We start from the raw sequence: 26,302 nt of genomic DNA on the forward strand, positions 1-26,302 counted from the left end.
CCTATACTATAACATAAAAACGTTTCAATTGAAATAGATTATCACTATCTTTTATATAAAAAATAAAATAAAATTTCTTGAATTAATAAAAATTATACTTGATAATTTAAAATAATATTTTAAATTTAGTTTTTTTATTATTTGTGAAAATAGTTAAGAGAATATTTGTATAGGCTTGTTTATGGTTTTTTCTTATTTCAAAAATGTATCTAAACTAAAAAAATAATTTTTCTTAGTATATTTTGAATTTTCTTTTTAAAAATTTACTATATTTTTTCTGTGTAGTATAATCTATAAGGGAATATTTTATAAGGAGAGCAAGATGTCAAAATTTTATGCAGTAAAAAATGGTAAAAAGACGGGTATATTTTCTACTTGGGATGAGTGCAAAGAACAGGTTTTTGGATTTAAGGGGGCAATTTATAAGAGTTTTAAAACACTATCAGAAGCCGAAGCTTTCTTAGAAGGTAATAAAGAAAAAATAGCGAATATAGAAGAAGTTAACGGAGTATATGCTTATATCGATGGTAGCTTCGATAGAATAAATGGTATCTATGGTTCTGGTGTAGTCATAGTAGATGGGGATAAAAAATATGAATACAAACATGCTGGAAATCGAGAAGATTATACAAATTTACATAACGTAGCTGGGGAAATAGAGGCAGCTAAATTTGTTATGTGGTATGCTGTAGATAAAAAAATTAGTGAAATTACATTGTTTTATGATTATCAAGGAATAGAAGCGTGGGCAACTGGAGATTGGCAAGCGAACTTACCTTATACACAGGATTATGTAAAATTTTATAATAAGGTAAAAACAGTAGTGAAGGTTAATTTTGTAAAAGTAAAGGCACACACTGGAGTTGAACTTAATGAAGTTGTTGATAAACTTGCGAAGGATGCAATCGAAGAGTTTAAAAATAAAAGTAATTAAGAAATAAGTTCACAAGATAGTTGTTTAAGTATTTAAATGTGTTATAATTATTAAAATGTAATTAGAATTTAAAAGAAGGAGGGTGAAAAATGAATAAAACAATTGATAATAAGCAGATACTAAATAAAATAGCTGATCTTATTTATAGAGATAGAAATCGTATTTTGATTGCTTTGCTAGTTTCTATTGCATCGTATTATTTTACATTATATCCGACTGATAGGTTGAGTTATATTGTCGATGGTATAGCAGGTGGGAGTATTGATTTTAGCGGTGTAATTAATGAGATTATTAAAATTATTTTAGCGGGAATTGCATTGTATATTGTCTACTTCTTTAAAGAATACTATACTTTTATAGGTTATGACAAAGTCATTAAAGATATGACATATGATATTCAACACGATATTTATAGGCACACTCCGATATTTTTTAACAAATTCAGTATAGGTGAAGTAATTAGTAGATCTACGAATGATATTACGAACTACATAGCTCCACTTTTTGGTTATGGCATTTTATTAATTTTTGATGGAATAATTTACAATTTATTTATAAGTATTCTAATATATAATAAGTCTAACATTGTGTATTTATTATTGATTCATATACCTTTGATTCTTCAGACTATTTATTTAGTGAGCAGACGAAAAGTACAAGAAAAATACTATAATAAAATGGCAAAAACTATGGATGAAATTACAGAAGAGACTTTAGAAAATGTTAAGGGTATTCGTGTAATTAGAGCTTATAGCTTGCTAGATAAAGTAAGAAATAGTTTTGTAGGAAAACTTAGAAGCTATGCTAAAAGTAATGAAAAATACATGAAGAGAACACTCGTTTATCAGCCGTTAAATACTATATCTTTAGCGACAAGTTATATTATAGCTGTGGCCGGAGGTTTTTACTTTATTAATTTAGGAATGATGACATTAGGGGAGTTAATATCTGTCTGTGTAGTTATAGGTATGATTCAGTGGCCGTATATTGCTTTATCAGAGCTAGTTGTTATGCTTATAGAAGTTAGACAGGCTACTAAAAGAATATTGGAAATATCTGATAAGAAGGCTGATGTTAATAATGAATTAGCCGAAAGTGATTTTGAATTTAATAGTAGTATTGAATTTAGAGATTTTAATTTTGGTTATGAGGGAAATAATCATGTACTTGAAGATATTAATTTTACAATTAATAAAGGTGAAACTATAGGAGTAGTTGGGAAGACAGGAAGTGGGAAAACAACTTTCATTAAACAGTTTTTACATCTATATCCAATAGAAGAAAATACACTACTTCTTGATGGTAAAGGTATTGAGCGATATTATGACTATTCTGTAAGGGCTAAGATAGGATATGCACCACAAGAATATCAGCTGTTCTCAAAATCTATAAAGGAAAATGTTCTTTTTTATCGATATGATTTAGAAGATAAATTAGATGACGTTCTTGAACAAGCTGATTTTAAAAAGGATATTAGTAGATTTAAAGATGGTATTGATACTCTTGTAGGAGAAAATGGTATATCTCTATCGGGTGGTCAAAAACAACGTCTAGGTATAGCAAGAGCATTGTTATCTAATCCTGAAATCTTAATACTTGATGACAGTTTGAGTGCTGTAGATTCTAATACTGAAAAAACTATTATTGAAAATATTAAGAAAACTCGAGAAGGTAAGACTAATATAATAGTAGCACATAGAATTTCCGCAGTAAGACATGCGAATAAAATAGTTGTATTAGACAATGGGAAGATATTAGATTTTGGAACGCATGATGAACTACTTGAGAAATGTCCTTGGTATAAACAACTAGATGAATATCAAAATAAGGAGGTAGAAGATGATGAAGAATAAAAATCCGTTATTTCAATTCCTTCCTTATATGAGATATGCAAAAAAATCATATGTCCTTGGTTTTGTATTTTCATTACTAAATGTCGGGTTAGGTGTTGCTGGAGTTTATGTGTTGTCGAAAGTTTTTGATGGTATAACTGGAGATTTAACACGTCAGATAATTTTAAAATCATTGGTAGTAATAGCTGGGTATGGACTTATATTACTATGTTCAGGAATATCTAACTATATTAGAAATGTTTACTTAGTTAAAGGAGCTAATGAGGTTTATGTTAGAATCCAGATGCAGGTATACGATCATATTCAAAGCCTGCCTATTAAGTATTTTGATAATATGCCAGCTGGCTCTGTAGTATCTAGGATAACGAGTGATGTTAACCAAATTAGAACATTTTTCGTTTCGACATTTGTGCAGATATTAATAATCGTGCTAAAGATTATTTTTTCTTATGTTGTGCTATTTTATGTAGATGTACGTTTTGGATTATTTATGCTAGCGTTATTCCCAGTGATGTTTATAGTATTAAAAATTTACAACAAGTTATCTATAGATAGTATTAAGGGATACAGACGTAAATTTTCTCAAAGTAATGGGATTATAAATGAAAATTATCAAAATTTAGAAATCATCAAAGCTTTCAATAAAGAGAAAGAAAGTATTGAAGATTGGAATAAGCATAATGAAGAACGTTATAAATATTGGAAAAAATTAAATTTAGTAGATAGTCTATTACTTCATAATATAACAGGGATATTTAGAATTGTGATTTTCATAGGTATTGTTTATTACTATTCGTATTCACACTTTAATAATGTTTATGGTATTACATTGGGAATGGTATATCTATTTATAAATTATACTACCGATATAATTTATAGAATTGCGGATTTTACGATGGGGATTTCTAATTATATAAGAGCGCAAGGTGCAGCTATAAATATTCAAGAGATACTTAAGTTGGAAGTTGAGAAAGATAACCGTAAAGATATTATTAAAGATGATTTCCGAGGAAATATTAAATTTGAAGATGTCTATTTTTCTTATAAAGATGATTTTTATGTACTTCGTGATTTGAATCTTGAAATTAAAGAAAATCAAACTGTAGCTTTTGTAGGACATACGGGAAGCGGTAAGAGTACTATTATGAACCTAATTGTTAAGTTTTACAGTGCGACTAAAGGTAACATCTTAATTAATGGTAGAAATATAAATGATTATAGTAAGGAATATCTAAGAGAAAAAACAGCGATAGTACTTCAAGACTCATTTTTATTTGAAGGTACTTTACTGGAAAATATTACAACTTCTAACGATGAAAAAATTGCCAAAGAGGCATTGTCTAGAGTTGGGGGTGACTTCATTTTAGGAAGTCGTTCGTTAGCTTCGAAGGTAGAAATAGGTGGAAGTAACTTTTCTACAGGAGAGAAACAACTTATTTGTCTAGCGAGAGCCTTAGCTAAAGATCCTAAGATTCTGATTCTTGATGAATCAACGGCTAATATCGACAGCGAAACAGAACAAAATGTAAGTCGAGCTATAGAAGAATTAAAACAAGGGCGAACGACACTTATAATAGCCCATAGATTATCGACGATAAAAAATGCCGATATGATTTATGTCCTTAGAAAAGGGAAAGTAATTGAAAGTGGAACACACGAAGAGTTGTTGCACCTAGATGGAAGTTATAAGAAAATGTATGAAACTCAAGTAAAAGGATAAAAAATTGGAGTAATTCGAAAAATCAGATTGAATTAAATCTTGATTTCGAATTACTCCTTTTTTTAATAATTATTTTTTGAATACAAATTCGTAAGCTAAGTCAATATCTTTAAATGAAATCATAACTGTTTCATATCCAAGTGGTTTGAAAAGTTCGTTAACAGCATTAGCGACTTTTTCGCATATTTCAACTGGACGGTGAACCCATCCGATTTCTAAGTTTGCCCTACTAATTTCTTCTCCATCAAGAATAGCAACACTTTCAATTAAATCTAATGTGAAAGCTTCACGTGGTCTTTCGATTATTTCTGCAATAGTGTCGAAAAGCTCAGCACTAACTTTTTTTAAATCTTCTTTTTTAAATCCTCTAGCAACTATACGTGGCATAATAGACCTCCATTATTTTGAATTCGTTTTCTTATATTATATCATAATATAGTGTGTTTTTGTTGGAAAATAGATTAAAAGAAATTTTAAAGCAATAAAAAAATAAGATTTAAAGAGAATTTCGATATTAAAATCATTTAATATATAAAATTAAAAATAGATATATTAGTATTAATAATAAATATATGGGATAAACTTATCGAAATAAAATACAATTTAAAAAGTATGTTATCATTTTAATTTAAATTATTATATTTTTATTTTCTAAAGTTATTTAGTGGAAGATTTTAAATAAAAAGCAAAGGAAAAAACTCTCTAATTAGCACTTAGTAAGATTATAATAATTTAAAGCCAAATATTAAATTATATTAAATTTGTATTAAATTTGTATTAAAATTATATTAAAAATATTTACTTAGGATTATAATTCGTGGTATACTTTTGGAGTATTGTTTATGTGTAATAGAGATAATGAATATCTAGAATTTAATAGCTTTTTATTGAGTTTATAGTGATAAGTTAAATAATAAAGAATTTATCTTTAAGGTATAATAAATCTTCAGAGCTTTTTAAGTTTTTATTAGTTATTATCTATATGTAAGAAGAATTAAAGAAATATATTTATAGAAGGAGATCATTTAATTATATGAATATATGAAGTTAGAAAAAAGACAGAAATATGCAATACGTAAACTTAGTGTCGGTGTAGCATCGGTTCTTGCTGCACAGTTTTATGTGGGTACTATGTCAGACGTTCCAGAAGTGCAAGCTGGAGATGTTGTTGGTACTGAGGTAGCAAATAAGGTAGCCGATGTATCAACCGGGAAACCTAAAGATACAAAAGATGAGGTTATAGGTAAAAAACAAGGTAGTACAGTTGAGAATTCGACTAACGTAGAAACAAAATCAAAATCAGAAGAAAATCCAAATTCTGCAAATTTAGGAACGCCAAAAAAATCTGAAGAAAATGCTGATAAGATGACTGCCGATAAAGTAGACGCTAAAGAAAAACAGGCTGAAAAATCTACAGAGAAGAAAGAAAAAGAAGCAGACAAAACTTCGGAAGCAAAAGAAGATAAAAAATCTTTAGAGAAAAAAGAAGTTCAAGAAGCTAAGGATACTTTATCAAATCGACTTTTGGAATCTAAGGCAGTTAGCCAAGAAGCTGAAAAATATTTAGCTGGAAAAGATGTTAGTGCAGAAGTTAGAGCTAAGCTGACAAAAAATTTAGAAAGTTCTAAGCAAGAAGAAAATAAAGCACAACAACTTTTAACAAAAGATAAAGCTACTCTAGAAGAATTAAATAACAGTGTGCGAACTATAGAAGCGGCGCTTGAGATATTATACTTAGAGCTTAGACGAGCAGGACATTCAGGGAAAGTTAGTTATAGGTTGGAGACAACAACAGCTAGTGAAGCGCCGTATATGACCTTAGAACGATACTTTGGGGATGATTCTGATCGCAACATACGCGACTATAAATTGAAAAAAGATGGTTCTACAGTTGAACTAAAGTATAAGGTTGGATTGACGAACATAGGTTGGGATGATATAGAATTAACCCCAGATGCTAGGGTATTAGGATATACATTGGACAAAGAAGCAGGTTATATAACTAAAACAGTCACTCTAAATAATTCAATAGAAAGTAGAAATTATATTATTGGAGTGCAGTCTAAAATAGATCCATATACTAGAGTTGTAGCTAATTTAACGATAGAAGAGCCACCAGTGTTTGAAGTGGTTGAAAATTCTAATTATTATGAATCTACGAACAATTCTTATGGAGACTCGGTTACATATAATAGTGGTACTAATACAGCTTATATGACCTCTACTCCTTTTGGTTATTATCTGAATTCTAGTAAACCTCAGACAATAGCAGATGCTACACCAGAAAGTCCACAATATACATCTAATCTTTGGTTATCATTGCCAGGGAGCAGAAATGAATATAATATTGTCAATAATGTGGCTCCGATAACTATTACTAAATTAGAACAAACAGGTGGTAGTCCAGGTGTTAAAGTAGAGCTTATAAAAGATGGTCCAGCAACAGGGGATAATATATTCATTAATTCTGCAACTTCTAATTCAGATGTCTTGACAGAAAATAATGATATGGTTTCTTCAACAAGCGCTGCTTGGTGGAGTTCAACCAATATATCACCGTATCGATTGAACTTTAAAAGTCTCCCGGATAAAGCAGGAACCTACTTTGTTAATTTTCAAATAACGGATAATATCGGTAGAGTGACTAATTATCATTTAAATTTAGTTACCAAGGAAGTTTCTCAAACTACTCCAAGTAAAAAAAATACTTCTAGTTCAAATTATACTATTACTAACGCCGATGTTATGTTCGATGCGGATAAGCTTTATCGAGTTACTAATCCAATTCCAGTAGCTGTGCCTATCTCTGATAAGGAACAAAAAATCGGAGATTTAGTACTTAATAAATCTAATGCAACGCTAGAAATCAATAGTAAACCTGATGGAGTTGAGATTACAAAAGATACAGAAAATCCTACTAGATTTAAGGTAATAAAACAAAATGGTGAGACTTTGGCTGCGGGTGTCTATACAATTACTGCTACAGCTCGAGATGGGCACTTTGCAGCTAATGTTCCATCTCGTACATATAAGTTCGAAGTGATGGATGGTATAAATAATATTGATCATAAAACATGGACTGAAGGTCAAGAAATTCCAAATATTCCTATCTCAATGACGAATGGCAGTAAGATTACTAAATTAACGATTGAATCAGATGGAGATTATATTCATTTAAGTACTAATGCGGACAATACTGGTTTAGTAGGGTATGCTCTGAAGAAAACTGATGGTCGAAAAGAAGCGGTTGTCACAGCTACATATACCAATACTGAAGGTCAAAGTCGTCAGATTAAGACTAAGTTTACTTATGAGATAAATGCTTCACCAGTAACAGATTTAGATTTATCTATTACAAATGATAAACAGATGGTTGTAGAAGGTACTAAATTTAAAGATATGGTTGTCACAGCTAGTGAGGGAGCAACTGTTACAGTTGATCCTACCAAGTTGCCTGAGGGAATAACTTATGATGAAAGTACTAAGACATTATCAGGGAAAGGACAGTATGAAGGTCGTTATATTATTCCGGTAATGGCTACTAAAGATGATAAGTCGGTTACTAAGTTAGTCGACCTTACAGTAACACCAGGAAACTTTAGTGTTCCAACGGTTGATTACACGTTTACAGCAGGAGAAAAAATACCACCGATTACTCTTAAGATTCCTGCAAATGCAGGTGTAAGTTACACAGGCGGCAGTTTACCAAGAGGTTTAAATTGGTCTGCGGATAATAAAACTATAACTGGAACACCAACTCAAGTAGGAACATTCCAAACATATGCTTATGTTTATAGAACTGATAAATCGGGGAATAATCAGTATGCATATGCTAATGTAAATATCACAGTAAAAAGTGTACCGCTAAACTTTTCTATTCCTGATAATACAAAAACAGTAAAAGCTTTAGATGAACTGTCACCGATTAACCTCCAAGCAGATGGAGCAGTGTTATCGATAACTTCAGGTTCACTACCTCCAGGTGTAAACTATGATGCTACAACTAAAATAGTTTCAGGAACTCCTACAAAAATAGGTACTTATACAGCAACCTTTACAGCAACAAGTCCAACGATTAGTGGAAATTCAACAGCAAGTGCAACGTTAACGATAAATGTAACGTCACGTGATTTAAGTGTAGGTGTTGAGAATAAGGAGCAAGAAAAGATTGTTCTAACTGCTATAGACAATATAGTTTTAACTCCTTCAGATGCTAAAGCAAGATTAGATGTTGATACAAGTCAATTACCGCCAGGAGTTACTTATGATTCAGATACAAGAACTATTTCCGGAACACCATCTAAAGTGGGAGAATACTTAATTTCATATAAAGCGATTTTTCCAGAAATGGCAGAATCACCAGTTGATGGGGGACATATTAAAATTAATGTTCGCCCACTTCCGGTAAGTATCAATGTTACAGATAAAGAACAGACGATTCGTCTTGGTGAAACTATTAAAAATATGGTGATTTCGCACAGTGAACACTCGAACTTAGGAGCTCGTTACTTAAGTGTAGATTTACCAGAAGGAGATATAGATTCTTACCTTGAATCAACTGCAGGATTAAATTATAATTCTGCAACGCATACAATTAGTGGAACTCCAACCAAGCCTGGGCTATACAAAATTCGCTTGAAAGCTTCTATCGATTCACCGAATTTAGGAAAAGGTAGCGCAGAAGAAATTATCACCGTAACAGTAGTAGATGATCCAGTATCATTAGACATCAAAAATGATCGTCAAATGATTGCACTAGGAAAAACAAGACTTCGCCCAATTACGTTTGCAGTACCAGCGGGTGCCACATTAACGTTTGATAAAACAAAACTTCCAGAGGGTGTAACGTATGATGAAGCAAGTAAAACTATTTCAGGAACACCGACAGTAGCTGGAGCATTTGATATACCAGTAACCGTAACAAGTACAGGAGGCAAGTCTCTAACAAAAGACATTACAATTGATGTTGTAGACTTAACGCCGCCAACACCATCGACTCCGACAATTACAGTGGAAGAAAATAATGATGGAACTCATACGATTAAAATTACACAACCGAATGGTCAACCAGTTGAAACAATTATCAAAAATGGTAAAGACGGAGAAACTCCAAAAGTAAAAGTAGCTCGTGATGAAACTACGAAAGAAACGACATTGACGTTCTATAGCGATAAGAATGCAAATAATCAGTTCGATGAAGGGACAGATACAGTTCTAGGAACATCTGTTATTAAAGATGGACAGGATGGAGCCGCTGGAGCTAAGGGTGAAAAAGGTGAAACAGGAGCCGCTGGACCGAAAGGTGACAAAGGTGACCAAGGTCTTCGAGGGGAACGCGGTCAAGATGGAGTAACCGGACCGAAAGGTGACAAGGGTGATGTAGGAAGTGCTGGAAAAGACGGCTTCACACCTGCAGTTAGTGTCGTAACAAATCTAGACGGAAGTCATACAATCTCAATTACTCAACCAGATGGTAAAGAACCAATCACAACAACTGTTAAAAATGGAGAAAATGGAAAAGATGGTCGTGCACCACGTGTTGAACTAAAACCGATTTATTCTGCACAACCTCGAAGTGCAAGAAGAGCAAGAAGTGTGGACTCTACTCCGGCTCCTCAACCGACAGATAAACCAATCGGGGTTCATATTACGGTTTATTATGATAATGATAATAGTTTAACATATACTGCTGGAGATACTGTGATCAGTGAGGAAGATATCTATAATGGAGTAGATGGTCGTGATGGAATTGATGGTAAATCATCTACAATTGAAACAAAAGAAAATCAAGGTGGAACATACACAATTACTATTATAAATCCAGATGGATCAAAACGAGAAATCGTAGTGAAGAACGGAAAAGATGGACGCGATGGTAAAGATGGAAAAGACGGTCGTGATGGAATCGATGGTAAATCAGCTACGATTACTACAAAAGAAAATGCAGATGGAACACTTACTATTGTTATTACAAATTCAGACGGAACTAAGCAAGAGTTCGTAGTGAAGAATGGAAAAGACGGTCGTGATGGTAAAGATGGTAAAGACGGACGCGACGGAAAAGATGGCAACTGTACTTGTGGAGACAAACCAGAACAACCACGTGAAGATAAACAGCAAAGACCAAAAGAGGACAAACCGGTAACATCAGGTGAAGATAAACCACAAGAACCAAAAGGTGATAAACCAGAAACACCGCGTGAAGATAAACCACAAGGACCAAAAGAGGACAAACCGGAACAACCACGTAAAGATAAACCACAAGAGCCAAGAGGTGATAAACCAGAGCAACCACGTGAAGACAAACCTCAAGTTCTAACGAGAAATCCAGAACAATTAGTACCTACTATAGACAGTATTAAAGTGGATGCTCGTAAAGGAATGTTAGCTAAGACAGGTGAAGGGAAGTCTGATACATCAGTCTTCTTAGGAAGCACGGTATTACTTGCGCTTTATCTGCTTAGAAAAAAAGAAAATTAAAATGATATACTTTAGTAGTTAAATTTAATAAAATAAGTTTATCAAAAAGTTAGTATTTAGTGACTAGTTAATCACGCAATTAGTATTAAAAACTCTTTTGCAAAACTAATTATAAAGGGATGTCTCGATTAAATTGATTAGAATGAAATCATAATTTACGAGTCATCCCTTATTTATATTTAGAAGATTTGAAATTTATAGAAATTTATAATCTTGAGCTTTATGAAATTAAATTTCTATTTATAATAAATGAAGATAAATGTAACTATATCTGTAATTTCTTGAAAATATTATGTTTTTTGGATGGTTAGTATAAATTAAAATACATTTTTTTGATTATTTTACTTACAAATATTACCAATTATTAAAATAATGTGGTATGATAGAAAGTAGGAAAAAAATATAAAATTAAATACTAAGGAGGAAATTTTATTAAACTTTTATATAAAAAATACTTTTCATTAATAATGTTAATCTTGGTATGTATTGCCATATTTTTATTTTCTAACCAGGTAGGTTCGGAATCATCTCAGATTTCAAGCAATTTAGTTATAAGAAAATTAGGTCATTTTAGTGAATATTTGACTCTAGGATTTTTTTCGTTTGCTTATTTTTCAAACTTATTATTGAAAAATAATAAATGTAAAAATTTTAAGAGAACTGCACTTGTGAGTTTAATTTTCTCTATTTTCTATGCCGCTAGCGATGAATTTCATCAAACTTTTGTAGATGGTAGAGATGGAAATGTTGTTGATGTTTTGATAGATGGAAGTGGAGCTTTTTTTGGAATATTGCTTTCTGGTATCTTATACTACACATTAATCAAAAAAATCTAAAAAAAATTTTAGTTTTCAGTTGTATTTTAGTTGTATTTTTTTTAGAAAAGTTATAAAATAATAACCTAGGTAAACTAAATTGAAAATATAAGGAGGAGTTATTAATGCTTAAAGCGCTTATTGTAGAAGATGATAAATTATTAGCTGCATCGCTAAAAGCTGCAATTGCAGAGAAATTTGATGCTGATGTTTGCTATAATGGATTAGATGGACAAAGACTTGTTGATGAAAATGTATATGATTTTGTAATAGCTGACAGTATTTTACCAGGAATGGGTGGAATCGATTTATTAGATTATATTCGTGAAGAAAAAGAATATAAAATACCAGTAATTGTGATAACGATAGCTGAATCAACTGAAGAAAAGGCTAGAGTTATGAAACATAGAGTAACAGAATATCTACCACGTGTTGCGGATGCTTCTCTTTTACTGACGACTATGTCTAATTTACTTCAACGTGAAAGTAATTTGAAAGGCGAAAACGAAATTACATATAAAGATTTAGTATTAGATTTAAAAAATGAATTAGTTATTGCTAATGCTGGTACATTAGACACTGTTAAAGGAAAGTATCTTGAACTATTATCATTCTTTGTAATCAATAATAATATAGTATTAGAAAAAGAAGAGATATTTGATCGTGTATGGGGTGTTGATTCTGAAACGACTATTAATGCGATTGAGGTTTATATCTCGGGTCTTAGAAAAGAACTACGAAAAATTGGTTATGATAAGAATTTAAGAACTGTTCGTGGTGTTGGATATACTTTTGAGTAGGTACAAGTATGGAATTTAATTATCCTATAGATTACACTTTATATAATACTGAGGAAATAACTATAATTATTAGATTTTTAGATTTAATTGAGGAATGTTATTTATCAGGAGTTGAATTAATACAATTTAAATCAACATATAAAGAATTTAAAAGTGTAGTCCGAGCTAAATCGGAAGAAAATTCATTATATCGTGAATTTAAAGAAATTACGGGGTATGATGGATATCTAGCGGTAAAAGAAATGAAGAATGAAAAACCAAAAATTAAGCTTTAATGCTTAGTTTTTGGTTTTTTGATTTATATCAATAAATCCATAATGAAATTTTGTGTTTTTTCTTATTATTCTTGTAAAATTATATTTTTCAAATATATCGTCTTTAAAATGAGCTTTTATAATGATTTTTTTTCTTCCTACACGATAAGCTTCTCTAATAAAACCATCGAACGGAAATGAAGCTTCAGCGAGAGTAGTGATTCCATCTAGGTTGTTTGATTCGGCGATATTGTGGGAAAACATAGGATCTATGTATATTACATCGTAAGAATTGTCTGAGCTATTTTCTAAAAAATCTAGGCAATCACAGTTATAAGTTGTAATTTTCCTCATAGCATTGTTGACTTTATCATTTTTAGAGTTATATTCTTTTAGACCGGTATTCGTGATTAAATATATAATCTTATTTTTTTCTATCGATGTTACATTGTGATTGTAGTAACTTAGCAATACACTATCTCCAGCGAGCCCCATTGTACAATCAAGAATATCTTGTTTTTCATCGTTTATTATCTCTAGTAGAGGTTCGTTATCTGAATTTTTTATTTTTAAAGCGGTGGTGTCTAAGTGAAAGAAAAGTTCGGAGTCATTTTCAAAATAACTCAGTTTTTCTTTATAGATAACTAAAACTCCTCTAGCTGTCGATAGTAGTTGCTTAATAGTTTTTTTGTTTCTAGGAATATACTGAAGTGTTAAGTTATCTGCTAGTAGCTTTGCAGCGGAGTCAAGCGCTTTAGTCGTCTTTACGCAAGTTGTTACTATTATATTTTTCATTAGTTACTAGTATTTCCTCCTCGGTTATTATTATGTCTACAGCCTTATCATGACTATCGATTGGAATAGTTTCTTGAAGAAGTTTGTCGTATGATAATCCAATACTAAAGTTATAATTGCTTAAAGAAAAATATTTATCATAATATCCTTTTCCATAGCCAAGACGATAACCATTTCTGTCGAAAACTATAGAAGGAGTAATGACTAAATCGATTTTACCAGTGTAATAGTTTGAGTATTTTGGTTCTAATATGCCAAAATTACCACGTTCTAAGTCATCCCAAGAGGTAATTTGTATTAAATGCATTGTATTGTTCTCAATTTTTGGAACAAACAATTTCTTTTTATTTATCCATTTTTTTATAAGAATTTCTGTTTGTATTTCTGTGTCGAATCCAACAAAAATAAATATCTTTTCCGCTTGTAAGAATGCCTCGTGCTTTTCTAGTGCTTCAAATATCTTTTTACTGGCAGAAATTCTATAGTTTTCTGAAAGTGTGTTCCTCTCAGTAATAAATTTTTTTCTAAGTTCCTTTTTCATAAATTTCACCTCAAGTGTATTATATCATAAATTCAAAAATTGTATATTTATATTAATTTCTAATGTTCGGAAATATTAAAAAAACTAACAGCATTATAAGTTTATGTAAATGAAAAAAAGTACATTATATCTGTAATATGAATTTTGTTGTTATGGCTTTAAAGAAAGTTAATATAAAAACAAATATGGTTTTTAACTATAAAAATTCTTATATATACTTTAATTATATTATATATCTATTTTTAGAATTTTTATAATAATGTATGTACAAGTATAATCAAAATTTTAAGAAAATATAAATTAATGTACAGAAAATGATTGTTGTTATGAAAGGATTTCAAATTTTCATATGCGAATTCGAGGGAGATAAATAAAAAAATCTTAAATAATGATTTGAGTTATCTAATAAATAAAAGTAGTAAAATAAAAAATAATTATTAATTATTTAATGGAAATAATAGTATAAATATGATATAATATAAAAGAAAATTTATAAGAAAGGAATCTTCTACAAATAATGACAAATTCAGAAAAAAATAAAGATATGTTAAGTAACGATGGATTGACTAATAATAGAAAAACATCAGAAGACTATGCTAACTTGTTGGAAAAAATAAGAAAGCAACTTGATATAGAAAATTCTTCTACTTATACACGAAAATCGTATAGTGAACAAGAAAGTAACAAACAAACAGTAGTCATGCCTGTGGTGACTGAAGAAGTAAACGATGAATATGCAGAGACAGTAGTATTAGATAGGAATGAATTGATTCAGGCTGTCGAAAAAGAAACTACTACTGAAGAAGTGAAAAAAGAAGAGAAAGCATCGAAAAAACCAGTTGTATTAGAGGTATTAGGTTTAAAAAAACGTATTGGTTTAAAAATAATAGTTGAGGATATCACTTTTGATATGCGTGAGGGTGAAATTATAGGGTTGCTTGGACCAAATGGAAGTGGTAAAACTACAATAATGAGAATGATGGTCGGATTAACAAAAATATCAAAAGGTGATGTTTATTGTTTTGAAAAACCTCTAGGACTTGGTAAAAATACTATGCTTAAAGAGGTAGGTTCAATGATAGAAACTCCTGAGTTTTATAACTATATGTCAGGATGGTCTAACTTGAAGCAAATAGCCCGTGTTTGTGGTAAAAAGGTTACGAGAGCTCGTATGAAAGAATTAGTAGAATTTGTTGGGCTTAGTAAAGTAATTAAAAAGAAAGTTAAAACTTACTCATTAGGAATGCGTCAACGTTTAGGGTTAGCGCAGGCATTACTTAATGATCCTAAAATTCTAATTCTTGATGAGCCTGTGAATGGATTAGATCCACAAGGAGTTCAGGATTTTAGAAATAAACTTAAAGAAATCGCTGCAACTGGGGTATCTATCTTAATTTCATCTCATTTATTAGATGAAATTGAAAAACTATGTGATAGAGTTATCGTGATAGAAAAAGGTAAAATTATTGCCGACGATAAATTAGAACACTTAATTTCAGAAGAAGTTGTTAAAACATTAATAGCAACTCATGATGTAGAAAAATCTGAAATGTTAGTAAGAGAATTAGGAATAAGATATGAACTAACGAAAGAAGGATTCGTATTTAAAAATCTTAGTCGTGAAGAAAAATCAAGAATCATCTCTTATTTAGTGAATAACAATGTTGAATTAGACACAGTTCGTGAATTACACGCATCATTAGAGGATCGATTCCTACAAATTACAGGAGGGGAGAGAAAATAATGAAATTATTGATAAATGAATTTATAAAAGATTATAAAAAGAAAACAACATGGTTATATTTCTTACTGTCATTTGGTATTATTTTGTTAAATAGTTATTTTACAAAAAAACAATTTGAAGATGGTATTGATGCTGTAAAAATATTAAGTGGAATAACAGTAGTTTCAGCTGCATTAGCTTTAGTATTTTCATTAATAATGTTGGCTAATAATTTATCTCAAGAGTATTCAAAAGGAACTATTAAGTTTTTATATACAAAACCTAAATCACGTTCTGCAATACTAACTGCGAAAATAGTTTTAGCATTTATTAATTACATTGTTTTCTTAGTAGTAGGAACAGTATTTGATTTTGTAACAAAATACTATGTTTTCTTTAATAAAAAACTAGGTTTAAATCATTTAAAAGATACAATAGAAGAAGGATATTTCGGTAGAACAGTAGCTAAACAAATAATAATTATGAATTTAGCAGAACTAGCGGTATTTATTTTCTTCGTAGCTATGGTAGTACTAGTTTGTGTAGTGTTTAAAACACAAATTTTATCACTTGTATTAGTAATGTTATCACTTTTAGGAACAGGATTAATACAGTCTTTAACAGTTTTTGCTGTTTCAAAATATTCATGGGCGAAATATCATATGTTTGATGTACCTTTATTTAGTGATTATTATCGAAATGAAGCAGGGCGTCATGCTGTAAAAGAGATATTTAAATTCGATAATGCAAATGCATTAATTATTATGCTAGTAGCATATAGTTTTGTTTTCTTTACAATTTCTTACATTGTGAATGCAAGACGTGATATTACAATAGATTAAAATTAAAAGTTGTTAGGAGGTAGGTAAAATGAGAAGTTCATTCAAAAAAATTGAGCGAATTAAGGATATTTTAGATTTAAATGGAGATGTATTAACTTTTAAATATTCAGATGAAGAAATACGATTTGATTTGGGAGAAGAGCAATTAAGTAGTATTTTTAGTAGATTTATTAAAAGAAATCTTCCTAAGATTAAAGAAGGATTAGTTGAGGGTAAATTAGTAAAATGTCAAAGTGGACTAGGGATTTCATGTTTATTTATACCGAGTGAAAATGATGAAGAATTCTATTTAATTACTCCATTTTTAGAGTATTTAATACCGACAAAATTATTCCAAGAGTCTTTAATTAAGTATGGAGCTAGTATCAGTGAATTAATTTGTGATGTGTATTTTTCATTACCAATTACACCAAGAAAGAAATTTAACTATTTGATAGAATTATTAGTTGAAGATGAAAATGTAGACTTCTTAGATGCGATTATTTTAGTAGAAGATTCAAGTGTTAAAAATGTAAGAAGAGCAGCTTCAAGAAAGAATTCGTATTTAAATGGTATTTTAGAAAGTGAAGTTAAATTTAAACGTGAAATATTAGAGGCAGTAGTTGATGGGAATATTTCTCGTGTAAATATGCTTTTTGATCTTCGAAAAAGGAATCATGGTGTAGAAGAAGGACATGTTGAACAAGGGATTAATGTACGTCGTAGACGTTCATATAATATGAATGATTTATTACGTTATGCATTAGAACAACATAATGATGATTACTTAGGAATTGAAGAATTATGGGTTAAAATTAAAAATAAACTAGATAACTATGATTTATCTGAAGATGTTATTAGAAGTTATTGCTTGCTTGTAGATAGAAATAAATATAAAGATAAACAAGCGGTAGTTCGTAACTGTATAGCTTATATTAATGATAGAATCTCAGAAAAAATCAGCTTAGATAACGTAAGTGATTATCTTGGAGTGAATAAGAGTTATTTATCTTCAATCTTCAATAAGGATATGGGAATCAGTATTGTAGATTATATTCATGATAAACGTATTTCTAATGCTTGTTACTTACTTGCAAACACTGATTTTTCAATTTCAGAAGTAGCAGATTATATTGGATATTTTGATACAAGTTATTTCATTAGAATATTTAAAACTTTAGTGAAAATGACACCTCTGAAATACAGAGAATCTTTATCTAGAAGATAATAATATAGAAAAAGATTGTTGGCTAATAAGTTAGTCAATAATCTTTTTTGTAGTTATGATCTTAATGACATGTTATATGTGTTTTGTATTTTACTACTTGCATTAGAGTAATTGTGGTATAATATAATCATTCTTAAAATAAGTTAATCATAGGAGATTAAAAATGATTTTTGCATTGGATGTTGGAAATACGAATATAGTACTTGGAGTTTTTGGAAATGATTATAAAATGCTTCATTCATGGAGAATTGCAACTGATAATACTAAAACAGAAGATGAATTATATGTTATTATCCGAAATTTCTTTATAGATAAGGGAATTAAATTTGAAGATTTTGATGGAGTAGTTATATCTAGTGTGGTTCCTAAGATGATGTTTGCTTTAGAATTGTTAAGCAGAAAATATTTTAGAAAAGAACCTATTATAGTATCTGCTGAGATTAATACTGGTATAAAAGTTCCAGAACCTTATAGTAGTAAACTAGGTGCAGATCGTGTTGTCGATATTGTAGGAGCTAAGGTTAGCTCATATTTACCAGCAATTGTTGTGGATTTTGGTACAGCGACAACTTTTGATTGTGTAGATGAAGAATTAAATTATAAAGGTGGGATAATCTGTCCTGGAATGAACATCAGCGCGGAAGCTTTATATTCAAGAGCTGCAAAATTACCAAGGGTTGACTTTGAGGCTGTGAGCACTTCTTTAGGTTTAGATACAACTAGTCAAATGCAAGCAGGATTATTTTATGGTTTTTTAGGACAGTTTGAAAATATTATTAAACATTTGAAGCTAGATTTAGGAAAAGATTATAAAGTTGTTTTAACAGGAGGTTTATCTAAATTCATAGCCAAGTACAGTGATGTAGTGGATATAGTAGATGAAGAACTAACTTTAAAAGGTATCATTGAATTATATAAAATGAATAAAGAAAAATAATTTTTGTTATAGAAACTGAAGATTTACCGTTCTAAACTGAGTGGTAAATCTTTTATATGAAAAGAACAAAGATATTTTAAAAAAGGAGATTAGTTGTCGTGAAAATAACGGTTTTTTGTGGAGCTAATAATGGAAAAAGTGAATCATATATAAAAAATGCAACTGAATTAGGGGAATGGATTGCTGATAATAACTACACCTTAGTTTATGGTGGTGGGAAAATTGGATTAATGGGAGTAATCGCTGATACTGTTCTGGAAAATAAGGGTGAAGTAATAGGAATAATGCCACAATTTCTAGTCGATAGAGAAATAAGTCATACTGGTATCACTGAGTTTATTATTGTTGATGATATGTCTGTAAGGAAGGATAAACTGGTTGATTTAGGTGATGCATTTGTTGCTTTGCCAGGAGGTCCTGGAACATTAGAAGAAATATCACAGGTAATTTCATGGGTTCGAGTAGGAAAAAAAGATGCACCGTGCATAATAATGAATGTTAATGGTTATTATGATTTTCTGGAACAATATTTTGATAAGATGGTTGAAGAAGGCTTTTTAACTAAAAAAGATAGAGAAAGAACCTTGTTTACTGATAGTATAGCTGAAATGCAAGAGTTTATAGTAATCTATATAAATAGAAAAGAGAAGAAGTAGTTATCTTAGTCAGGCTAAACAAAAAGTCCTAAATTTTAAAAAAGTGTATATGAGAACTCGTAGACGCAGTGGTAACTCAATAAAATCTTGTTTCTTCGAAATCACGATTTTTGAGTCACTTCCATAAAAAAATAGACAATAAGAAAAATTAAATGTATAATAGAAAATCGTAAGAAATTTTTTGAAGTATAAGAATTTGAAAGGAATTAATTTTAATGAAAGATTATTTAATTAGAGGATTAGCCTTTAATGATGAAATTAGATTTTTTGTAACAAAAACTACAGATTTAGTAGAAGAAATTAGACAAAGACATGATGCATATCCGACTGCGATAGCTGCAGTGGGTCGAACAGCAACAGTTACTACAATGATGGGTGCCATGCTTAAAAGTGGTGATAAGATTGATGTAGCAGTTAGAGGTGATGGATCTGTAGGGACTATTTACGCATCTTCAAATGAACTTGGAGAAACTACAGCATACGCGAAAAACATGCAAGTGCATATTCCTAGTAATGCACAAGGGAAACTCGATGTAAAAGGAGTAGTAGGTGGCGGTAATATCACTGTAGTACGCGATTTAGGTTTAAACGAAAAATATACTACTACTTCGCCGATAGTATCAGGAGAAATTGCTGAAGATTTTACATATTACTTTGCAGCTAGTGAGCAAGTACCTTCTGCAGTATCTTTAGGAGTATTAGTTGAAACAGATAATTCTGTTATAGCGGCAGGGGGATTCATATTACAAGTACTTCCAAATGCTATGAATGAAACAATTACAAAAATAGAAAAGGCGATTAGTAATATTAAACCTATATCTACACTTATTCATGAAGGGAAAACTCCAGAAGAAATAGCGAATATAATTTTCGGAGGAGAGGAGAACTACCGTATACTTCATAAAAATGATGTTGTGTTTAAATGTACTTGTTCTAAAGAACGCTATGGTGATGCCTTGGTAACTTTAGGTAAAGAAGAGTTAGAAGATATAGCGAAACAAGAAACGACAGAGTTAGTTTGTGCATTTTGTAAAGAAAAATATCATTTTTCTCAAAAGGAAATAACTGAGTTATTAGAAAATTTAAAATAATATTATGAATAAAAGAGGTTAATGAATAACATTTCATTAGCCTCTTGAATTTTTAACGAAAGTTTGGTATCATAAGTAAAATTACTCGAAAGTTTACGCAGGAGGAGTTATGGAATTACTAAGAGAAATGGTTATTACCGATGGTAAAGTTTATGATAATAATGTCCTAAAAGTTGATTCATTTTTAAACCATCAAATCGATGCTGGATTAATGATGAAAATGGCAGAGTCTTTTTATGAGTATTTTAAAAAAGAGAAGATAACTAAGATTCTGACGATTGAGGCGAGTGGTATAGCGCCAGCGATTATGGTTGCTAGTTTATTTAATGTACCAATGGTTTTTGCTAAAAAAAGTAAACCTTCAACATTAAAGAATAATGATGTATATACTGCAGAAGTTCATAGCTACACAAAAAATATAACTAATACTATAGTTGTTTCAGAAAAATTCATTAATAAAGAAGATAAGGTGCTAATTGTGGATGATTTCTTAGCTAATGGTCAAGCTACTTTGGGTCTTATGGAGATTGTTGCTCAAGCAGGAGCAGAAACCGTAGGTGTAGGTATCTTAGTTGAAAAAAGTTTCCAAGATGGTCGTAAACAGTTAGATAAGAGAAATGTTAATGTTTGTTCTTTATGTAGAATTGCTTCTCTTGAGAATAATGAAGTTAAATTTAATATAGCTGATGATGAAAAATAAGAAAGGATATAAATAAAATGTGGGAAAATAAATTTCAAAAAGAAGGTTTAACATTCGATGATGTACTTTTAGTTCCAGCTAAAAGTGATATATTACCTAAAAAGGTTGACTTAAAAGTTAATTTAACGGAGAAAATTAAATTATCAGTACCTGTTATTTCTGCTGCTATGGATACAGTAACAGAACATAAAATGGCGATTGCAATGGCTCGTGAGGGTGGTATTGGTGTTATTCACAAGAACATGAGTATTGAAGAACAAGCTGAACAAGTAAGAAAAGTTAAACGTTCAGAAAGTGGAGTTATTACAGATCCTTTCTATCTTACACCAGATAGCCTAGTTTATGAAGCTGAAAATTTAATGCAACAATACAAAATTTCAGGTGTACCTATTGTAAACAATGAAAAAGACATGAAAGTAGTAGGAATTATTACTAACCGTGATATGAGATTTTTAACAGATTTCGATATTAAGATCAGCGAAGTTATGACTAAAGAGCACCTTATTACTGCTCCAGAGAAAACTACTTTAGAAGAGGCTAGTGAAATTCTACGTGGTCACAAAATTGAGAAGTTAATTTTAACTAATGAAGAAGGTAAATTAACAGGATTAATTACTATTAAAGATATTGAAAAATTAGCTAAATACCCTAACTCAGCAAAAGATGCTAAAGGACGTCTTTTAGTTGCAGCGTCTGTAGGGATTACAAATGATACGGTTGAACGTGTTGATGCTTTGGTATCTGCAGGGGTAGACGCTATCGTAGTAGATACTGCTCACGGACACTCTAAAGGGGTATTAGATGCAGTTAAAACATTAAGAACTAACTATCCAGACTTAGATATTATTGCAGGGAACGTTGCAACAGGAGAAGCTGCTCGTGATTTATTCGAAGCTGGGGCTGATGTTGTTAAAGTTGGTATTGGACCAGGATCAATTTGTACTACACGTGTAGTTGCAGGGGTAGGAGTACCACAAATAACGGCTATCTATGATTGTGCGACAGTAGCTCGTGAATTAGGAAAAACAATTATCGCCGATGGTGGAATTAAATACACAGGTGATGTAGTAAAAGCTATTGCTGCTGGTGGTCATGCAGTAATGTTAGGGTCTATGCTTGCAGGGTGTGAAGAATCACCAGGTGAATTAGAAATCTTCCAAGGTAGAACATTCAAAGCATATCGTGGAATGGGATCAATCTCAGCGATGGAAAAAGGTTCTAAAGATCGTTACTTCCAAGAAGATGGTAAAAAATTAGTACCAGAAGGTATTGAAGGACGTACACCATATAAAGGTGCAGTATCAGAAACAATTTATCAAATTATAGGTGGATTACGTGCTGGTATGGGGTATACTGGTTCTCGCGATTTACGTGCACTTCGTGAAAATTCACAATTTGTTCGTATGACTGGAGCAGGGTTAATTGAATCTCATCCACACGATGTTCAAATTACAAAAGAAAGTCCAAACTACTCTAAATAATATGAATAATAGAAAAGCTAGGATCTTGAAATTCAAGTTCCTAGCTTTGTTTAATTTCCTAGATTTGTTTAGCTAAGTCTATCATTTCTAAAAGACCTTGAGCACAATCGCTACCTTTATTTCCTGCTTTTGATCCAGCTCTTTCGATAGCTTGGTCGATGTCTTCAGTAGTAATAACTCCAAACATAACAGGAATATCACTGTGCAGACTAATGTGACCAACACCTTTTGCAACTTCATTACAAACTAGGTCATAGTGACTAGTACTTCCACGAATAACACTTCCTAATGTAATAACACCATCGTATTTATTTGTAGCTACTAATTTTCTAGTAATAAATGGAATTTCAAATGCCCCTGGTACCCAGTATACATCGATATTTTCTTCTTTTACTTCATTTCTAATAAGTGTGTCTTTAGCTCCACCTAATAATTTAGAAGTAATAAATTCGTTAAAACGAGCTACTACAATCGCCACTTTAATATCTTTTCCTATAAATTTTCCTTCAAATGTTGTCATAATAATATTCTCCTTATACATCTAATAAATGATTAAATTTAATTTTTTTTGTTTGTAAATAGTATTTATTTTCTTTTTGTGGTTTTATGTTTATTGGAACACGGTCTACTACATTTATTCCTAAAGAACTTAGCTGTTCTACTTTATCTGGATTATTCGTAAGAAGTTTTACTGATTTAATACCTAAGTAATCAAGCATGTCTACTGCTATAGTGTAGTCTCTTTCATCGGGAGCAAAACCTAGTTGAACATTAGCTTCGTATGTATCAACTCCTTGTTCTTGCAGTTGATAAGCAAGAAGTTTATTTCTTAATCCTATTCCTCGTCCTTCTTGTCGAAGATAAAGAATTGCCCCACGCCCTAAGTCAGAAATTTTTTGAAGGGCAGTGTGTAGTTGTTCTCCGCAATCACATCGATGAGAAGTGAAGACATCTCCAGTTAGGCACTCTGAATGAACTCGTATTAATAATGGTTCCTCAGAAGTTAAATCACCTTTACTAATAATTAAGTGTTCTTTATTAAATTCGTCTTCGAACAGCTGTAAATCAAAATCCCCAAATTCTGTTGGTAATTTTACTTTTACACTGTCGTTAAATGACAAAAAACGTGTTAGCTCATCTAAATCCACGACTGTTAAATTCCATTTTTTAGCGAATTCATACAAGTCATCTCTTCTAGCCATAGTTCCATCTTCATTCATAATTTCACAGATATATGTTGCTTCAGAACAACCAGCTAGTCTAGCTAAATCTAAACTTGCTTCTGTGTGTCCGCGACGAACTTTAATTCCGCCATCACGACCAATAAGTGGGAACATATGTCCAGGTCTATTAAAATCCTCTGGTTTAGAATTTGGATTTGCTAATTCTTTTATAGTTGTTGCTCTCTCAAAAGCTGATATTCCTGTAGTTGATGTTTTATAGTCAACACTTACAGTAAAAGCTGTCTCGTGAGGGTCTGTGTTTTTATCTAGCATAGAGTGTAAATTCAATCTTTTTGCAATCTCAGTTGAAACTGGTGCACAAATTAATCCACGTGCATGTTTTACCATAAAGTTAACAGTTTCACCAGTAACTAGTTCCGCTATTCCAACTAAATCTCCTTCAGCTTCTCTGTCATCATCATCAATAAGAACGATTAATTTTCCAGCTTTTAAATCTTCTATTGCTTGTTTTACATTATTAATCATTAAACTTTCCTCCAAATAGTTTTAATTGAGCTTTTATGTATTTTGCTAATATATCTGTCTCTATATTTACGCTATCTCCAATTTTTAATTTCTCTAAATTTGTATGCTTGGCTGTATGTGGAATTAGCGATACCGTAAATTTGTTGTTATCACAAGTTACTACTGTTAAACTAATTCCATTAATTGTAATAGACCCTTGGTTAATTATTTCGCCTTGGAATTTACTAGGATATGAAAAAGTAAGTAGGATAGCATTTTCGTCTTTTTGTCTTGCGGCTAATTGTGCTAAACCATCACTGTGTCCAGATACTATATGTCCTTCAAATCTATCAGAGTGGCCCATTGCAGGTTCTAGATTGACAGCATCATTTACTTTTAAATCTTTAAACGTTGTTCTTTTATATGTTTCTGGCATAATATCTACAGTAAATTGAGATGAACTTTTTTGGACGCAAGTTAGGCACACACCGTTCACCGCCATACTATCACCAATCTTATAAGTTTCTAGCAAATTTTTACTTGCTTGAATAGTTAGTTTAATACTATGACTGGATTTAATAATTTTTACTATTTTTCCTTGTTCTTTTATTAATCCTGTAAACATTGAGATACTCTCCTTCCTGAGATTCTTATATCATTACCGAGTTTTGTTACCTTAGTATCGTGAAGTTCTATTTTTTCATTTGTTATCCTACTACTAGTGAATGATGAAGTATTATTCCCTCCTAAAAGAATAGGAGAGATATAAGTTATGACCTCATCCCAACAACCGCTAGCAAGGAATTGATCGTGAATGCAAGGACCTCCTTCAACATAAACTGATTGGATACCAAGTTTCGCTATTTCAGCGACTATTTCATTTATATTAAATTCTTTTGGTGTTATAACAGTTACATGAGAAGGTAGATTTTCTTGACTAATTTTTGAAAAAACTATAACTTCAGATGAACTATCTTTAAATAGATTTAGATTACTTTGTTCAAAGATAGAGCCTTCAGCATCTAATACAATTCTTTTTGGTGAGAAAAGTGATGTATTAGCACCTAGTAATGTTGGATTGTCTATTAATACCGTTTTTGCGCCTACGAGAATTGCTTGATAACTATCTCGTTCATTTCTAACGAAATCGTAGACTTCTTTACCGGTAATTTGAGTCCTTTCATTAGTAAAGGCTAGTTTCCCATCGAGACTAATGGCTTGCTTTAAAACTACATAAGGTCTTTTTTCTGTGTGAAATAGATTATAAGCGTAGTTTAAGTTATAAGCTTCTTTTTCAAGAACACCAGTTATTACTTCTATACCATTGTCTTGAAGATATTTGATACCTTTTCCACTAACGATAGGATTAGGATCTAATTGAGCAACAACTACTTTTGAGATACCCATTTTTAAGATAGCATCTGTGCAAGGGGGTTGCTTACCTTTATGGTTGCATGGTTCAAGAGTAACATATAGTGTTGAATTAAATAATTTTTCAGGAGTTTTGCAAGTGGAAATTGCATTTTTTTCAGCGTGTTCGCATCCAAATCGAAGATGTGAACCTCTTGCGATAATCTCATTATCTTTTACTATAACTGCTCCGACCAAAGGATTAGTATGTGTATATTTAGTGCCGCGTTTGGCCTCTAAAAGAGCAAGATTCATAAAATATTCATGCATAGCATCAACTCCTTTTAAAAGTAAAAAACCCAATTATATTTGAAATTCAAATTTAATCGGGATTGATGGTTAGTTTTATATTCGATAAATAGACCATAATGTATT

22 protein-coding genes are annotated in these 26,302 nt (G+C 31.0%); 15 read left to right on the forward strand and 7 right to left on the reverse strand.

Annotated elements, in window-relative coordinates:
- The first annotated feature begins 322 nt into the window (after positions 1 to 322).
- The 3 genes from RWQ73_RS00095 (at position 323) to RWQ73_RS00105 (ending at position 4,507) form a co-directional block, all read left to right on the forward strand.
- Positions 323 to 934 carry a ribonuclease H family protein gene (locus RWQ73_RS00095; RefSeq protein WP_314406075.1) on the forward strand — a complete coding sequence of 204 codons (612 nt, stop codon included), beginning with the start codon at positions 323 to 325 and terminating at the stop codon, positions 932 to 934.
- Between the two features lie 89 nt (positions 935 to 1,023).
- Positions 1,024 to 2,787: an ABC transporter ATP-binding protein gene (locus RWQ73_RS00100; RefSeq protein ID WP_314406076.1), complete on the forward strand. Its 1,764-nt coding sequence runs from the start codon at positions 1,024 to 1,026 to the stop codon at positions 2,785 to 2,787.
- Complete coding sequence (locus RWQ73_RS00105; RefSeq protein WP_314406077.1) at positions 2,774 to 4,507, forward strand: ABC transporter ATP-binding protein; 1,734 nt, start codon at positions 2,774 to 2,776, stop codon at positions 4,505 to 4,507. The genes RWQ73_RS00100 and RWQ73_RS00105 overlap by 14 nt, the downstream gene beginning before the upstream one ends.
- Positions 4,508 to 4,576: 69 nt before the next feature.
- Here RWQ73_RS00105 and RWQ73_RS00110 read toward each other — a convergent pair whose 3' ends face one another.
- The gene (locus tag RWQ73_RS00110; RefSeq protein ID WP_314406078.1) at positions 4,577 to 4,894 is read right to left on the reverse strand and encodes a DUF1904 family protein; all 318 of its coding nucleotides are present in this window, start codon (positions 4,892 to 4,894) and stop codon (positions 4,577 to 4,579) included.
- 654 nt (positions 4,895 to 5,548) lie between these two features.
- Between RWQ73_RS00110 and RWQ73_RS00115 the strand changes: the two genes are divergently transcribed.
- From RWQ73_RS00115 to RWQ73_RS00130, 4 genes are all read left to right on the forward strand, one after another.
- Positions 5,549 to 10,987, forward strand: coding sequence for a putative Ig domain-containing protein (locus tag RWQ73_RS00115; protein ID WP_314406079.1), 5,439 nt, complete (start codon positions 5,549 to 5,551; stop codon positions 10,985 to 10,987).
- Between the two features lie 467 nt (positions 10,988 to 11,454).
- Positions 11,455 to 11,823, forward strand: a complete 369-nt coding sequence (locus RWQ73_RS00120; RefSeq protein ID WP_314086864.1) for a VanZ family protein — start codon at positions 11,455 to 11,457, stop codon at positions 11,821 to 11,823.
- Between the two features lie 104 nt (positions 11,824 to 11,927).
- On the forward strand, positions 11,928 to 12,602 hold the full coding sequence (locus RWQ73_RS00125; RefSeq protein WP_314086862.1) for a response regulator transcription factor: 675 nt from the start codon (positions 11,928 to 11,930) through the stop codon (positions 12,600 to 12,602).
- An 8-nt stretch (positions 12,603 to 12,610) separates the two neighbouring features.
- On the forward strand, positions 12,611 to 12,877 hold the full coding sequence (locus RWQ73_RS00130) for a UPF0223 family protein (protein WP_314086861.1): 267 nt from the start codon (positions 12,611 to 12,613) through the stop codon (positions 12,875 to 12,877).
- 3 nt (positions 12,878 to 12,880) lie between these two features.
- Here the strand turns inward: RWQ73_RS00130 and RWQ73_RS00135 are convergent, their stop codons facing one another.
- Positions 12,881 to 13,651 carry a class I SAM-dependent methyltransferase gene (locus RWQ73_RS00135; protein ID WP_314406081.1) on the reverse strand — a complete coding sequence of 257 codons (771 nt, stop codon included), beginning with the start codon at positions 13,649 to 13,651 and terminating at the stop codon, positions 12,881 to 12,883.
- Positions 13,611 to 14,192 (reverse strand): 5-formyltetrahydrofolate cyclo-ligase, encoded by a 582-nt coding sequence (locus RWQ73_RS00140; RefSeq protein ID WP_314406082.1) that lies wholly within the window; start codon positions 14,190 to 14,192, stop codon positions 13,611 to 13,613. The genes RWQ73_RS00135 and RWQ73_RS00140 overlap by 41 nt, the downstream gene beginning before the upstream one ends.
- 517 nt (positions 14,193 to 14,709) lie before the next feature.
- On the opposite strand from RWQ73_RS00140, the gene RWQ73_RS00145 reads away from it, so the two are divergent.
- The 8 genes from RWQ73_RS00145 to guaB all read left to right on the forward strand — a co-directional run bounded on the left by RWQ73_RS00145 (position 14,710) and on the right by guaB (position 22,829).
- The gene (locus tag RWQ73_RS00145; RefSeq protein WP_314406083.1) at positions 14,710 to 15,936 is read left to right on the forward strand and encodes an ABC transporter ATP-binding protein; all 1,227 of its coding nucleotides are present in this window, start codon (positions 14,710 to 14,712) and stop codon (positions 15,934 to 15,936) included.
- Entirely contained in the window at positions 15,936 to 16,757 is an 822-nt protein-coding gene (locus tag RWQ73_RS00150) for an ABC transporter permease subunit (RefSeq protein ID WP_314406084.1), read from the forward strand. The genes RWQ73_RS00145 and RWQ73_RS00150 overlap by 1 nt, the downstream gene beginning before the upstream one ends.
- Positions 16,758 to 16,785: 28 nt before the next feature.
- Positions 16,786 to 17,964 carry an AraC family transcriptional regulator gene (locus tag RWQ73_RS00155; protein ID WP_314086379.1) on the forward strand — a complete coding sequence of 393 codons (1,179 nt, stop codon included), beginning with the start codon at positions 16,786 to 16,788 and terminating at the stop codon, positions 17,962 to 17,964.
- 163 nt (positions 17,965 to 18,127) lie between these two features.
- On the forward strand, positions 18,128 to 18,901 hold the full coding sequence (locus RWQ73_RS00160; RefSeq protein ID WP_314406086.1) for a type III pantothenate kinase: 774 nt from the start codon (positions 18,128 to 18,130) through the stop codon (positions 18,899 to 18,901).
- A 98-nt stretch (positions 18,902 to 18,999) separates the two neighbouring features.
- On the forward strand, positions 19,000 to 19,557 hold the full coding sequence (locus tag RWQ73_RS00165) for a TIGR00730 family Rossman fold protein (RefSeq protein ID WP_314406087.1): 558 nt from the start codon (positions 19,000 to 19,002) through the stop codon (positions 19,555 to 19,557).
- 215 nt (positions 19,558 to 19,772) lie between these two features.
- Positions 19,773 to 20,648, forward strand: coding sequence for an Hsp33 family molecular chaperone HslO (hslO, locus tag RWQ73_RS00170; RefSeq protein ID WP_314406088.1), 876 nt, complete (start codon positions 19,773 to 19,775; stop codon positions 20,646 to 20,648).
- Positions 20,649 to 20,757: 109 nt separating this feature from the next.
- Positions 20,758 to 21,348: a xanthine phosphoribosyltransferase gene (locus RWQ73_RS00175; protein WP_314406089.1), complete on the forward strand. Its 591-nt coding sequence runs from the start codon at positions 20,758 to 20,760 to the stop codon at positions 21,346 to 21,348.
- 17 nt (positions 21,349 to 21,365) lie between these two features.
- Positions 21,366 to 22,829, forward strand: coding sequence for an IMP dehydrogenase (guaB, locus tag RWQ73_RS00180; RefSeq protein WP_314406090.1), 1,464 nt, complete (start codon positions 21,366 to 21,368; stop codon positions 22,827 to 22,829).
- Between the two features lie 58 nt (positions 22,830 to 22,887).
- On the opposite strand, the gene ribE is transcribed toward guaB, so the two are convergent.
- The 4 genes from ribE to ribD are packed head-to-tail and all read right to left on the reverse strand — an operon-like array spanning position 22,888 to position 26,182.
- Positions 22,888 to 23,349 (reverse strand): 6,7-dimethyl-8-ribityllumazine synthase, encoded by a 462-nt coding sequence (gene ribE, locus RWQ73_RS00185; protein ID WP_314406092.1) that lies wholly within the window; start codon positions 23,347 to 23,349, stop codon positions 22,888 to 22,890.
- Between the two features lie 13 nt (positions 23,350 to 23,362).
- Positions 23,363 to 24,538: a GTP cyclohydrolase II gene (gene ribA / locus RWQ73_RS00190; RefSeq protein ID WP_314406093.1), complete on the reverse strand. Its 1,176-nt coding sequence runs from the start codon at positions 24,536 to 24,538 to the stop codon at positions 23,363 to 23,365.
- On the reverse strand, positions 24,531 to 25,142 hold the full coding sequence (locus RWQ73_RS00195; RefSeq protein WP_314406094.1) for a riboflavin synthase: 612 nt from the start codon (positions 25,140 to 25,142) through the stop codon (positions 24,531 to 24,533). The genes ribA and RWQ73_RS00195 overlap by 8 nt, the downstream gene beginning before the upstream one ends.
- The gene (ribD, locus tag RWQ73_RS00200; RefSeq protein ID WP_314406095.1) at positions 25,127 to 26,182 is read right to left on the reverse strand and encodes a bifunctional diaminohydroxyphosphoribosylaminopyrimidine deaminase/5-amino-6-(5-phosphoribosylamino)uracil reductase RibD; all 1,056 of its coding nucleotides are present in this window, start codon (positions 26,180 to 26,182) and stop codon (positions 25,127 to 25,129) included. Before ribD ends, RWQ73_RS00195 begins: the two co-directional genes overlap by 16 nt.
- Positions 26,183 to 26,302 lie beyond the last annotated feature (120 nt).

It is taken from the genome of uncultured Gemella sp., from assembly GCF_963525875.1.
In the GTDB taxonomy this organism is placed as follows: Bacteria; Bacillota; Bacilli; order Staphylococcales; family Gemellaceae; genus Gemella.